The organism is Pectobacterium brasiliense, from assembly GCF_016950255.1.
Classification (GTDB): Bacteria; Pseudomonadota; Gammaproteobacteria; order Enterobacterales; family Enterobacteriaceae; genus Pectobacterium; species Pectobacterium brasiliense.
The window spans coordinates 2,113,987-2,127,742 of record NZ_JACGFN010000001.1 but is presented as its reverse complement, the minus strand read 5'-3'; the positions used below and the strand labels follow the sequence as shown (position 1 = coordinate 2,127,742).

At 47.8% G+C, this 13,756-nt stretch carries 11 protein-coding genes and 1 pseudogene; 10 read left to right on the top strand and 2 right to left on the bottom strand.

Annotated elements, in window-relative coordinates; translation table 11 throughout:
• Positions 1 to 343: 343 nt before the first annotated feature.
• Both H4F65_RS22220 and H4F65_RS09495 read right to left on the bottom strand, forming a co-directional pair.
• Entirely contained in the window at positions 344 to 532 is a 189-nt protein-coding gene (locus tag H4F65_RS22220; protein ID WP_476739461.1) for an alpha/beta hydrolase family protein, read from the bottom strand.
• Positions 530 to 1,122: pseudogene (locus H4F65_RS09495) on the bottom strand (alpha/beta hydrolase fold domain-containing protein); the annotation flags it as partial. The pseudogene H4F65_RS09495 and the gene H4F65_RS22220, both read right to left, overlap by 3 nt.
• Before the next feature lie 463 nt (positions 1,123 to 1,585).
• Here H4F65_RS09495 and H4F65_RS09490 point away from each other — a divergent pair.
• From H4F65_RS09490 to H4F65_RS09445, 10 genes are all read left to right on the top strand, one after another.
• On the top strand, positions 1,586 to 2,488 hold the full coding sequence (locus H4F65_RS09490) for a LysR family transcriptional regulator (protein WP_010285936.1): 903 nt from the start codon (positions 1,586 to 1,588) through the stop codon (positions 2,486 to 2,488).
• A gap of 291 nt (positions 2,489 to 2,779) precedes the next feature.
• Entirely contained in the window at positions 2,780 to 3,994 is a 1,215-nt protein-coding gene (gene manD / locus H4F65_RS09485; protein ID WP_010285939.1) for a D-mannonate dehydratase ManD, read from the top strand.
• Between the two features lie 29 nt (positions 3,995 to 4,023).
• Positions 4,024 to 5,046 (top strand): Zn-dependent oxidoreductase, encoded by a 1,023-nt coding sequence (locus H4F65_RS09480; RefSeq protein ID WP_010285940.1) that lies wholly within the window; start codon positions 4,024 to 4,026, stop codon positions 5,044 to 5,046.
• A 199-nt stretch (positions 5,047 to 5,245) separates the two neighbouring features.
• A complete protein-coding gene (locus H4F65_RS09475; RefSeq protein ID WP_039312573.1) occupies positions 5,246 to 6,616 on the top strand; it encodes an MFS transporter in 1,371 nt (456 codons plus the stop codon).
• A 103-nt stretch (positions 6,617 to 6,719) separates the two neighbouring features.
• Positions 6,720 to 8,186, top strand: a complete 1,467-nt coding sequence (locus tag H4F65_RS09470; RefSeq protein WP_010282691.1) for a mannitol dehydrogenase family protein — start codon at positions 6,720 to 6,722, stop codon at positions 8,184 to 8,186.
• 462 nt (positions 8,187 to 8,648) lie between these two features.
• The gene (gene yiaK, locus H4F65_RS09465; RefSeq protein WP_039312569.1) at positions 8,649 to 9,662 is read left to right on the top strand and encodes a 3-dehydro-L-gulonate 2-dehydrogenase; all 1,014 of its coding nucleotides are present in this window, start codon (positions 8,649 to 8,651) and stop codon (positions 9,660 to 9,662) included.
• 234 nt (positions 9,663 to 9,896) lie between these two features.
• Positions 9,897 to 10,925 (top strand): C4-dicarboxylate TRAP transporter substrate-binding protein, encoded by a 1,029-nt coding sequence (locus H4F65_RS09460; RefSeq protein WP_010282696.1) that lies wholly within the window; start codon positions 9,897 to 9,899, stop codon positions 10,923 to 10,925.
• 64 nt (positions 10,926 to 10,989) lie between these two features.
• Positions 10,990 to 11,469 (top strand): TRAP transporter small permease, encoded by a 480-nt coding sequence (locus H4F65_RS09455; RefSeq protein ID WP_010282699.1) that lies wholly within the window; start codon positions 10,990 to 10,992, stop codon positions 11,467 to 11,469.
• Positions 11,466 to 12,749, top strand: coding sequence for a TRAP transporter large permease (locus tag H4F65_RS09450; RefSeq protein ID WP_010282701.1), 1,284 nt, complete (start codon positions 11,466 to 11,468; stop codon positions 12,747 to 12,749). Before H4F65_RS09455 ends, H4F65_RS09450 begins: the two co-directional genes overlap by 4 nt.
• 286 nt (positions 12,750 to 13,035) lie before the next feature.
• Positions 13,036 to 13,722, top strand: a complete 687-nt coding sequence (locus H4F65_RS09445) for a GntR family transcriptional regulator (RefSeq protein WP_010282703.1) — start codon at positions 13,036 to 13,038, stop codon at positions 13,720 to 13,722.
• Positions 13,723 to 13,756: the final 34 nt, after the last annotated feature.

Genomic DNA, 13,756 nt, shown 5'->3' with positions numbered 1-13,756 from the left:
TTATTGGAGCATGGGCATTAACGATTAATTGTGCGGTTGGTCACGTTTATTTTTTTGTAGGTCCGTATATAACAAATGTCGATTTGTTATAAATGCATTGTTATTTTTCTCGCTCGCTTAAGAAATTGTGTTTCTATTATATGGATGCAAACTGCTGTTTTTTTTTGTGATGAAAACGAATAATTGATGTGTGTCAGATTATCGATTTTTTATGTGAGTAATAAATGGGGGTAAAATGGATAATGACTTTTCTCGTAACAAATAAAAAACGTTAGTGCGTATTTAGCACTAACGTTTGTTTAACAAAATAATAGAGGGATATACTAAAAACCGTAAACGGGTATTAAGGTTTTAGGTGTTTATCAAGAAAGCCCACGGTAATTTTCATGATTTCAGGCTGTAGCCAATGCGGCCCGCCGTGCTCGGCACCTTTAACGCTGTAGTAGGTGGATTCGATATTTTTCGCCGTCAGAGCCTGGTGCAGTCTTTCGGTCTGGCGTGGAGAGACCGAGGTATCGTTTGTGCCATGCATAATCAGGAACGGCGGTGTGGTGCCGCTGATAAAGTTAATCGGGTTAGCCGCTGCTGCTTTATCGGGATAGCGGGTAATCGCGCCCCCTTCATTAAATACTGCGGTGCCGTTGACCCAGATAGCTTCTGTCGCGGAAGGTGATGCGTGTTTCTGAACGACATCGTCAGGGAAGCCTTCACCGACAAGCGTCAGGTCGGATAAGCCATAGAAATCAATGACGGCCTGGACATCGCTGCTTTGGTCGAGGTGATCACCTTTATCGTAGGCTTTTGAGCCATTTGTTACCCCTGAAAACGCCGCCAGATAGCCTCCTGCTGATGCACCGAAAACCGCAGCATGCTGGCCGTCGATACCAAATTTTTCGCATTGGCGCGCAGATAGCGAATAGCAGATTTTACATCTTCCAGCGGCGCGGGGAAAAGGACGGTAGGGGCGACACGGTATTCCATACTGGCAACCACATAGCCCGCTTCGGCAATGCTAAGGCGCTGTTGCAGATAATTATCTTTATTGGCGTTAATGAAGCCGCCGCCAGTAATGAATAATACAACCGGAAGCGCGGTTTTCGCTTCAGGCTGAAGGATATCCATTTTTAATGCGACGTTAGGGTAGCCACGCATCGATACCTGAGAATAAACGACGTCAGAGATTAACTTCACCGAGGTGGTTTCCTGCTTTACGGTGATTTCATGTTGATTCTGTGCCGCATTGATTGCGGTAGTACTCATCATTACCAAGGTTGCTAATCCTATTTTTGCTGTTTTCGAATAATCCATATCTTAAGTCCTTTTGTTAGAGAGATGTAAATTATTTGTCTTGTAATGAACGATGTCTTGTTTGTAAAAATAATATTAAAGAATCTTTATTAAAATGATTTGAGTATTCTTTCTGGGATTAATTATTTTCTCCTTGATAATAAGTTGACTATATCTGCTATTAACGCTATTTCTCATGAATTAAATGTGCATCTAATCACATTTGATTATTTACAAATCCCTATAATTGTCATTATGGGTGGTTATAAACGAGACAGTTGATGCGTAATATAAAACAATGTTCAGTATAAAGCGTGTGATTTATTATCAGGAACTCATCCGGGTCGGGAGTTTCACTAAAGCGGCGAAGGCGCTGAATATCTCTCAGGCGTTCTTGTCGCAGGAGATTGCGCGGCTGGAACTTGAAACGGAAAGAAAACTGATTAACCGAACCACCCGGCAGTTTTCTCTGACGCCATTCGGGAAGATCTTTGCTGACAAAATTCAGGGGATGATTAAGGAACATTATGAGCTAGAACAGTTCGTCAGCAGCTATGAGGAAAGCACGGATGGTGCGCTGCTGGTTGGCGTGATTCCGATTTTTAACCGTCTGGATCACTACAATATGTTTAACCTGTTTCAGAAAGCCTATCCCAATATCGATATCTCTTTCATTGACGGCGTTAGCACCGATTTACTGGAAAGGGTGCGCAATGGTGAGATCCACCTGTCTTTCTCGACGCCTTTTGATGAGTACCTGAACGATCCGTTGTTTCATCACACTATTTGTCAGATCGATGACATTGTTGCGGTGATGGCAAGGTCGCACCCGCTTGCCGACAGTAAGACGCTCAGCTTGCCGCAGATGGTAAAAGAAAAGCTGATCGTGCCGCAGAAAGGGACGGGAGAGCATGCTGCCGTTTCCAAATCTTTCACTCAACAGGGCATCAACCCCAGCTACTTTCGCGAATGCAGCAACATGGACATCATTATGGATCTGGTGATTAACCTGTCCGGCGTGGTCTTCCTCTGTTCGTCTGTCGCGAAAAGCCTGACCGCTTACGACGTCGCGGTTATTCCGCTGGAAGAGCAGCTGAAAAGGACTTTCGCCATTAGCTATCTAAAGCGCAGCACGAACATTCCCATGGTGCGTCTGTTTCTGGATTTCCTGCAAGACTACAACAGCGAGTCCGTTCGGTAGGGTATTTTCCTTGTTCAAAAGGCGCGGATGTCCAGCGCGTGTACCGCAACGGAGAACGTACTCCGCGTGCGTCCAATCCCTGATGCATTGACCGCCTGAACCGCCGCCTACCTTTTATCTCCTTACGTTTTATCCCCTCGGTGCACCTCGGTTTCTCTTCCCGACCTTCATGGGTTTTAGGTAAATGTTGCAAATGTGAATAAATGTGAGGTGATTCAAATTATCTCGATTAATATACTTGTATGGTAGTCAGCATAAACGAATGGCTACATGCACAGAAGGATAAGTAACGTGAAGATTGTCAGCGCTGAAGTGTTTGTCACCTGTCCGGGACGGAACTTTGTCACCCTGAAAATTACGACAGATAGCGGATTAACCGGCCTCGGCGATGCGACGCTCAACGGGCGTGAGCTGCCGGTCGCCTCTTACCTCAAAGATCATGTGTGTCCACAGCTGATTGGCCGCGATGCGCACCAGATCGAAGATATTTGGCAGTATTTCTACAAAGGCGCGTACTGGCGTCGTGGCCCGGTGACGATGTCTGCCATTTCCGCCGTCGACACCGCGCTGTGGGACATCAAGGCCAAAGCCGCCAACATGCCGCTCTACCAACTGCTGGGCGGTGCATCGCGCACGGGCGTCATGGTGTATTGCCACACCACAGGTCACTCGATTGATGAAGTGCTGGACGATTACGCCAAACATCGCGATGAGGGCTTCAAGGCGATCCGCGTACAGTGCGGCGTTCCGGGTATGAAAACCACCTACGGCATGGCGAAAGGCAAAGGGCTGGCGTATGAACCCGCGACGAAAGGCAATTTGCCGGAAGAGCAACTGTGGTCGACGGAAAAATACCTCGATTTCACGCCGAAGCTGTTTGAAGCGGTGCGTGATAAGTTTGGCTTCAACGAGCACATGCTGCACGACATGCACCACCGCCTGACGCCGATTGAAGCGGCGCGCTTTGGTAAAAGCATTGAAGACTATCGTCTGTTCTGGATGGAAGACCCAACGCCTGCGGAAAATCAGGAGTGCTTCCGTTTAATCCGTCAGCACACGGTTACGCCGATTGCGGTGGGTGAAGTCTTTAACAGCATCTGGGATTGCAAACAGCTGATCGAAGAACAGCTGATCGACTACATCCGCACCACGATTACCCACGCGGGCGGGATTACCGGTATGCGTCGCATCGCCGACTTTGCCTCGCTCTATCAGGTGCGTACCGGTTCACACGGGCCGTCGGATCTGTCGCCTATCTGCATGGCGGCGGCGCTGCATTTTGACCTCTGGGTGCCAAACTTCGGCGTACAGGAATACATGGGTTATTCGGAGCAAATGCTGGAAGTGTTCCCGCATAGCTGGACATTCGATAACGGCTACATGCACCCAGGCGAAAAACCGGGGTTAGGCATTGAGTTTGATGAAAAGCTGGCGGCCAAATACCCCTATGACCCCGCTTATCTGCCGGTTGCCCGTCTGGAAGACGGCACGTTGTGGAACTGGTAAGAGTGGAATAGGTAATCAGAGGCCAAAATATGAAAAGCATTGTAATACAGCAGCCGAATACGCTGGTGATTGAAGAGCGTCCTATTCCACAGCCAGCGGCAGGTGAAGTTCGGGTGAAGGTAAAGCTGGCCGGTATTTGTGGCTCGGACAGCCACATCTACCGAGGGCATAACCCTTTTGCCAAATACCCACGCGTGATTGGGCATGAATTCTTCGGCGTGATTGAGGCGGTGGGCGAGGGCGTGGAGGCATCCCGTCTGGGCGAGCGCGTCTCGGTCGACCCGGTAGTGAGCTGCGGCCACTGCTACCCTTGCTCAATCGGCAAGCCGAACGTCTGTACTTCGCTGGTGGTGTTGGGCGTGCATCGCGATGGCGGGTTCAGCGAGTACGCTGCCGTACCGGCGAAGAACGCGCACATCATCCCGGATGAGATCCCTGATGAGTTCGCCGTGATGGTCGAGCCCTTCACGATTTCCGCCAACGTGACCGCACAGGTGAAACCGACGGAGCAGGATGTCGCCCTGATTTATGGTGCGGGACCGATGGGCTTGACCTCGGTTCAGGTACTGAAAGGCGTGTTCAACGTGAAGGAAGTCATCGTCGTCGATCGCATTTCTGAACGTCTGGATATGGCATTACGCAGCGGCGCGGACAGGGTCATTAATAACGCATCGCTGTCATTAAAAGACGAGCTGGAAACGCTGAATATCAAGCCTACGCTGATTGTTGACGCTGCCTGCCATCCATCTATTTTGCAGGAAGCGATTACGATTGCTTCTCCTGCTGCGCGTATCGCCATCATGGGCTTTTCCAGCGAGCCTTGTCAGATCAGCCAGCAGGGAATAACCAGCAAAGAGATTTCCATTTTCTCATCGCGCTTGAATGCCAATAAATTCCCAATCGTGATTGAGTGGCTGAAAGCGAAACGTATCGATCCCGCAAAACTGATTACCCACCGGTTTGATTATCAGGAGGTTGTACAGGCAATTGAAGTTTTTGAAAAAGATCAAAAACGCTGCTGCAAAGTCCTGCTGACATTTAATGATGCATGACACGTTATTGGCAACAGGGGATATATAAAAGGAAAAACTATATCGACTACAGAATAATATAATGATTCCTTTTAAGTAATTATTTCTCTCTTAATCACTCCAGACCATTAATAACGGGCTGGAGTGGATTGCGACACCATGATGAACGGTAATTTTACTTACTGTGCTCTACCATAATTACAAATCGTCGAGAGTATATATGAATACGCAAATAGCATCTGGACAAGATAAGCCTGTAAGAAGTACCTCGGATTTAGTCAAGGCGGCGGTGTCCGGCTGGCTGGGCACTGCATTAGAATTCATGGATTTCCAACTGTATTCGCTCGGGGCTGCACTGGTCTTCCATGAAATATTCTTCCCTGAACAATCAGCGGCAATGGCGCTGATTCTGGCAATGGGAACCTACGGCGCAGGTTATGTCGCACGTATCGTCGGTGCCTTTATTTTCGGCCGGATGGGGGACTCCATCGGTAGAAAGAAAGTGCTCTTTATCACCATTACCATGATGGGGATCTGTACCACGTTAATTGGCGTGCTACCAACCTACGCACAGATTGGTATTTTCGCGCCCATCTTGCTGGTGACCTTGCGTATCGTGCAGGGGTTAGGGGCGGGGGCCGAGATTTCCGGTGCCGGTACCATGCTGGCTGAATACGCACCGAAAGGAAAGCGCGGGATTATTTCCTCACTGGTTGCAATGGGTACCAACTGTGGCACGCTCAGCGCCACGGCTATCTGGGCCGTCATGTTTTTTGCCCTCTCGAGAGAAGAGTTACTGGCATGGGGCTGGCGTGTACCGTTCCTGGCCAGCGTAGTTGTGATGATTTTCGCGATCTGGCTGCGTATGAACCTGAAAGAAAGCCCGGTTTTTGAAAAAGTGAGTAATGATGTCTCTGATGCTGAAGAGCCGTCACCTGCTCTGGTGGTTGAGCAAAGCGAGCAAAAATCAGTACTGTCCATGTTCAAAAGCAAGGCGTTTTGGCTGGCAACAGGATTACGTTTCGGACAGGCGGGAAATTCAGGATTAATTCAGACTTTCCTCGCGGGATATTTAGTCCAAACGCTGTTGTTCAATAAATCTATTCCGACCGATGCATTGATGATCAGCTCCATTATTGGTTTTATCACCATTCCATTATTAGGATGGCTGTCGGATAAAATTGGTCGCCGCGTACCGTATATTATTCTGAATATCTCGGCGATATTGTTAGCCTACCCGATGCTCTCTCTTATCGTTGATAAAGAGAATAGCGTTAACGTAATTGTCGTCAGCATTATCATTATTCATAACTTCGCGGTACTGGGATTATTTGCGCTGGAAAACATCACGATGGCGGAAATATTCGGTGGACGTAGCCGCTTTACGCAAATGGCGATTGCCAAAGAAACGGGTGGTCTGGTTGCCGTTGGTTTTGGTCCGGTGTTAGCGGGTATTTTCTGCAACATGACCGGTTCCTGGTGGCCGATTGTCGTGATGATGATTGCCTACTCAGTGATTGGTTTATTCGCGGCTATCTGTATGCCGGAAGTGAAAGACCGTGACTTGGATGCATTAGACGACGCGGCGTAACGTTCAGATTGTCATTGTGCGAGTTGCAGATGAGTTGACCTGTCTGCAACTCGAATTATTTAGGACACAGACGTATTTTTTGAATCACCTATCAGGGATAACGATGAGTATCAGTGAATTTTCTACGCTTAAACCGCAGGTTGTGGTGCCGCGTTACAACCGTAGCCAGCTAAAAACACGTATTGCGCATATTGGCTTTGGCGCATTCCACCGGGCGCATCAGGCGGTCTGTGCCGATAAGCTGGCGGCGGAGCACGGTAGCGACTGGGGCTATTGCGAAATTAACCTGATTGGCGGCGAGCAGCAGATTGAAGCCATTCGCCAGCAGGATTTGCTGTGGTCGGTTTCCGAAATGGCGGACAGCGGCTGGAATAGCCGGGTCATCGGCGTAGCGACTAGCGCGCTGCACGCGGAAGTCGAAGGCATCGAGGCGGTGCTGGAAGCGCTGAGCGCGCCGGATATCGCCATTGTGTCGATTACCGTCACGGAGAAAGGCTATTGCCACCATCCGGCGACGGGGCAGTTAAATAGTGAACATCCGCTGATTTGCCACGATCTGGGGTTACCCGCAGAACCACGCTCCCTGCCCGGTGTGATTCTGGCTGCGATCAAACGCAGACGGGAACGCCAGCTACCGGCATTCAGCGTGATGTCCTGCGACAATATGCCGGAAAACGGGCACGTCACGCGCAACGTGATCGTGCAACTGGCTGAGTTGCAGGATATCGAACTGGCGCGCTGGATTGAACAGCACGTCACCTTTCCGTCCACGATGGTAGACAGGATTGTTCCGGCTATTACCGAAGAAACGTTGGAGACAATTCAGGGACAACTGGGCGTAGTCGATCCCGCGGGGATCGCCTGTGAACCGTTCTTCCAGTGGGTGGTTGAAGATAACTTCGTCAACGGCCGTCCCGCGTGGGAAAAAGCCGGTGCGGAGCTGGTACAGGATGTTCTGCCGTTTGAGGAAATGAAGCTGCGTATGCTGAACGGCAGCCACTCGTTTCTGGCGTATCTGGGCTACCTTGCTGGCTATCAGCATATCAGCGAGTGCATGCAGGACAGTGAACTGGTCGCGGCGGCACATCATCTGATGCTGCGTGAACAGGCTCCGACGCTGCGTACACAGGGTGTCGATCTTGCTGCCTATGCGGATGCGCTGCTGGATCGCTATCGCAACCGTGCGCTAAAACACCGTACCTGGCAGATTGCGATGGACGGCTCGCAAAAACTGCCACAGCGGATGCTGGACTCGATCCGCTGGCATCTGGCACGCGGCAGCCGTTTTGATGCGCTGGCGCTCGGTGTGGCGGGATGGATGCGCTATGTGGGCGGCGTGGATGAGCAAGGAAAACCGATTGAAATTAGCGATCCGCTGAAAGATCTAATCGCTGAAACGGTGCAACGCAGCCCGGAAGGTGAAAGCCGAGTTACTGCGCTGCTGACGCTGACGGCGATCTTTGGTGAGGACTTACCGAAGAATCCTGTCTTTGTTGATGCGGTGACGCAGCATTATCTGACGTTGCTAGAAAAAGGCGTGAAAGGGACGTTGCAGGTAACGGACTGGTAATTTCAAAACCGATCGCGTTGGCTATTTTTGTGACCATACAGGGCAAGGGAAACACGGATGACCCCTTGTCCTACAATATCTCTATCTTACCGCGACAGGATTGCGGTAACCATGACACCTGCCATATTACGTTGAAGATCAACTAAAAATGACTTTCACCATTAGCGCTCTGAAGCACAGCGTTAATGTTCATATGGTTCGTCTGCCACATCCTCTTTTCCCTCTTGATGCATCCCTGTTCCTCCTTCTGCTATTTATGGTTTTTCGATAAATGTTGCAAATGTTAATAAATGTGAGGTGATTCAAGTTATCACTATTGGTGTACTTGTATGGTAGTAGGTAATGAGCGGATAGATGAGCTAAGTTGAACAGGTGCCAAACAGTTGCTGCGAAGTGCTGGTAGATATTCAGTCATGATGATGTCCATCGTGGAATGTTGGTCTTAGAAATGAGATGAAAAATATGCAAAGAATTAGTTTTGATGTCATGAAAGAGACTGTAAAGAAGGCATTTTTGAACGCGGGATTAAGCGAGAAAAAAGCGGAGGTTTGCGCACAGATTCACACAGAATCCAGTTGTGATGGAGTTTATTCGCACGGCTTAAACCGCGTATCCCGGTTTATTGACTATGTCAAAAAAGGTTGGATCGATATTCAGGCTGAGCCCACTCAGGTCAAATCATTAGGTGTGATTCAGATCTATGACGGTAATCAGGGGATTGGTGTCACCAACGCCTTGTTTGCGGTTGAAAAAGCAGCGGAGATAGCGCGTGAAAATGGCATAGGGATTGTTGCTTTACGCAATACCACCCACTGGATGCGTGGAGGCGCGTACGGCTGGAAAGCCGCGGAACAAGGTCTTGCCGCAATGTGTTGGACGAATACGGAATCGTGTATGCCTGCGTGGGGGGCTAAAAATACCCGATTAGGTAACAACCCTTTTGTGATGGCTGTGCCGAGAGAAAAAGGGCCGATCGTATTAGATATGGCGATGTCGCAGTACTCATACGGCAAATTACAGGTTACGCGGCTTAAAAACGAACGTCTGCCTTTTCCTGGCGGTTTTGATCAGCAGGGAAATTTAACCGATGAGCCGGGGCCAATTGAACAATCTATGCGCATCCTTCCAACCGGATACTGGAAAGGATCGGGGCTGGCCGTTTTGTTAGATGCGATGGCAGCGTTACTGTCCGCAGGCCATCCGACAAATGAGATTGATAAAATTGGTAAAGGCAGTTGCACTGGAGCCAGCCAGATTTTTATTGTTTTCGATCCAGCCCAGCTTGGCGGCAGTGAATTTAGCGAGCGTATGGCTGACAGCGTGGCGGATTATGTCAAGACATCCACGCAGGCAGAAGGCCAAACAGAGGTTTATTATCCCGGAGAACACTCAGCTAAAAATCGGCAAGAGAATCTTGTCAAAGGCATCCCTGTTGATGATGGCGTATGGGCTGAAGTCGTGGAACTGGCACAATAAGTGAAAAGATGATCATTGGTAATATTCTGCAATGCGATAGAAGCGGCGCTGAATGATCTGAGACAATGATTAAATAATGTTTGACTAATGGGTAAGGTAAATAAACCGTTAGTAATGATGTAAATGGTTTATTTTTCTGATAACTGAGAAGTGGGGGATTTAATTTTCGATATATTGAATTAGCGCATCTAGTATTTTTACATTCATGATTTTTCCTTTGGAGAATAGAAAGATATGTCAAAATATACCTTAACTTTCGAAAGGAAGTATTTTTATGCTCTAACACCGGGGTTATGTAAAAAAATAATACTGGGTTCACTGCTTTCCCTGGTTACCTTATCTTCCGTTGCCGCCAAAACATATGATTTCAACCTGAGCACTGCGTTAGCTCCGGATGATCCTGTTTATGCTGGATTTAAGGAATTTAAGAAAAACGTTGAAAAACGCACTGATAAAAAAGTACGTGTGAGATTATTTCCTAGCGGTCAGTTGGGAGCCGATGGGGAATTAATTCAGCAGGCTCAAGTTGGAAGTAATGTTGGCGTTCTCACTGACGGCGGTAGACTGGCGCAATTTGTGCCAGAGTTGGCAATACTGAATGCCCCCTTCTTATTGTCAAATTATGAGCAAGCTTCGAAATTTGTCACAACCCCCATATTTAAAGAATGGGAATCTCAGTTACAGGGAAAATCGGGCTTGGTCAGCCTCTCGTTCAACTGGTATCAAGGTTCTCGTATGATGATTACGAAAAAACCTTTCACCCAGCCAGCTGATTTAAAAGGTGTCAGAGTAAGGGTACCTGATGCGCCTATCGTTATTGAAACAATCAACTGCATGGGGGCATCACCAACGCCAATGGCTTGGTCCGAAGTGTATTCCGCCATTCAGACGGGCGTAGTGGATGCTGCCGAGGCGCACCCAACGGCGTTATACGGTTCCAAGCTTAATGAGGTAGCTAAATATATTACTAAAACCAACCACTACCACTTAATGACGTCGATTATTGTTGGGAGTAAATGGTTTGACCAACTTCCTGCCGAATATCAGAAGATTCTTCATGAAGAATCTTATAATGCTGGTGCATTCGCATCCCAAAAAATTATAGAGCAAAGTGCTGCCGTTTTAGAAAAAATGTCCAAAAGTGGCGTAAAAGTGGAAGAAATCGATCTCACTCCCTTTATAACTGCCTGTGCAAATGTACCTGATAAACTTGGCTTGGAATCCGCTCGCGACAGCCTGAAAACAGCGTTGGACACCAAATAAATTAGCTTGATTACCTCTGTGCCGATCCCGCCTTTTCGGCGGGACGTTGTGTGAGATATTTCAGATGAAAACACTGATTAAAATAGAAATAGCCATTGCAAAGATTATGTTTATCATCATGGTGATACTTATTCTGGTCGCGGCTATTGGACGAGCAGTGGGGTATCCACTGATATGGTCTATAGAGATATCAATGGTTTTATTCGCTTGGGTAAGTATGTTCTCTATCCATTATGCTCAAGCCAATCAACGTAATATGGGAATTGATTTTTTATCTAAGCGGTTACCTGAGACAATCCAAACTGGGATAGATTATATTAATAGAATTTTGATTATCTTATTTCTTGGTTTTGGAACTTACTCTGGATATCTTTTTACCTGGGATACACGAGCACATGTATTACCCATTTCAGAATTAAATCATGTTTTTTTAAGCGCGGCAGTTCCGACAGGGTGTTTGCTAATGATATTGACCTGTGTTGAGCAACTGATTGATAAAGTTAATACCCGTCGAGCATTATCTATTAGAGGGGATTTACCATGATATGGTTGACCGGTGTATTATTCGTCGTTTTCATGCTGATGGGCATGCCGGTAGGATTTGTCATTGCCATATCAAGCCTGGCCTATTTCTTCACGTCTGATTTTCTCCCTCTTGGTATCGCTTTTCAAAAGTTTGCCGCGCCGACACAGTCATTTCCGATGATTGCTGTCCCTTTGTTTATCTTGGTTGGAAATTTACTGACGCGAACAGGCATTACAGAGCGTTTATTGGATTTTGCGCGTTTACTGACTGGCTGGATGATCGGAGGGTTAGCGCAAATTAACGTATTACTCGCGATGCTTATGGGGGGCGTTGCGGGTTCAGCAGTCGCTGATGCGTCAATGCAGTCACGTATGCTCGGTTTCTCTATGATTGAGAGGGGCTACCCACGGGCTTACACGGCTGTCGTTATCGCTTTTGCATCATTGATCACGGCTACATTACCTCCAAGCATCTTGTTAATTTTGTTTGGATTTGTGGGCAATGTCTCTATCGGTAAATTATTCCTCGCTGGCATTATTCCCGGTTTTTTACTGACGATAACCCTGATGATAACGAATTACATCATGGCTCGTCGTATGAAAATCCCACCAGAAACGTTGTCAAAGCCGACGTTCAAAGAGGTTGTGGTTAGTTTTCGTCGCGGCTTTTGGGCGTTGATGTTCCCAGTCATTCTCATCGTAGTGATTCGTTTAGGGTTGTTTACTACTTCAGAAGCGGGGGCATTTATCGTTCTCTACGCCATTATTATTGGTGGTCTGGTTTATAAGGAACTCACGTGGCAAGGAATGCTTGAGACATTGACTGAAACGCTAAGCGATCTGGGTATTGTCATGCTTTTGGTTATGGCTGCCTTTATTCTGGGACATATCAGCGTATTGGATCAATTGCCTCAGGCAATGACTGAAATCATTACCGATTTTACAGAAAGCCCTACTGGTATCATGCTACTGATTTTTGCCTTGGTACTCATTATTGGGATGGTTTTGGATGCGAGTCCTCTGGTATTGCTGTTGACGCCAATATTACTGCCCATCGTGACAGAAATAGGCTATGACCCTATTCATTTCGGCATTATGTTTATTACCTTAACGTTGTTGGGAGCGAATACACCGCCGGTTGGTATTTGTATGTATACGGTCTGTGGTATTTTAAAATGTGACACCGTACATTTTATGAAAACTTCAGTGCCGTATTTATTGGCATTCCTCATTTTCGTCGCGGTTCTCTTTTTATTTCCGCAAACGGTAATGTTCTTGCCTAATTTACTCATGCCGTAGTGTGATAGTCGTTTAATTATGTATTTTTGAAATAGAGGATAGGCATCTAAACCAGTCGAATACAGTCGGCAACTGAACGATATGCTCTTTGGAAACGTCCGGCTGCGGGTCTCCTGTGAAAGATATTCTGTTCCTCATTATCCCCAGCCACTGACTCATGTGAGTGGCTGGGGCGTAAGGTAAGCGAACAAACGTGCAGTTTGAGGTATGACAGACAAGTATGGCGGGTATAGTCCCTAATTAACATGTATCATAAACGGTAAATTTCTCGGGTAAGCACAACGGCATGGACACCTCTTTTCAGATCAACAACAACGAACCAGTCAACCAGCAAATTTATCGCGTACTGCGCAAAGACATTGTGGAATGCAATATTCCGCCGGGTAAGCTGCTGTCTGAAAAAGAAATTTCTGTGCGTTTTGACGTTTCCCGCCAGCCGGTCAGAGAGGCTTTTATCAAGCTGGCAGAGGCCGGACTGGTGCAGATCCTGCCGCAGCGCGGCACGTTTGTGATGAAGATCTCCGAGCAGCGCGTGGCAGATGCCCGCTTTATCCGCCAGGCTCTGGAGTGTGCGATTGCGCGCCGGGCGGCAGAAATGGTGACAGAAGAACAGTTGCTGACGCTGGAGCACAACTTACGCCGTCAGGAACTGGCTGCGCAGAATGATCAGGTACGCGAGTTTCTCAGCCTTGATGACAGCTTCCATCAGTTGCTGACGCAGATTGCCAACTGTCCGCTGGCGTGGGAAACCATCGAGTCGATTAAAGCGACGATGGATCGCGTACGTTTTCTCAGCCTGAGCCAGGTTTCACCACCGCCCAGCCTGATCCAACAGCACTACCTGATTTTTAGCGCCCTGAAAGCGCGCGATCCTGATGCTGCCGAAAAAGCGATTCGTGAGCATTTGCAGGAAATGATCTATTCGATCACGCCGATTGCGCAACAGAATAGCGACTGGTTCGAGCACGCCTGAACGCGTTGATTTGAGTGTGTTGAATAGTGGCTTC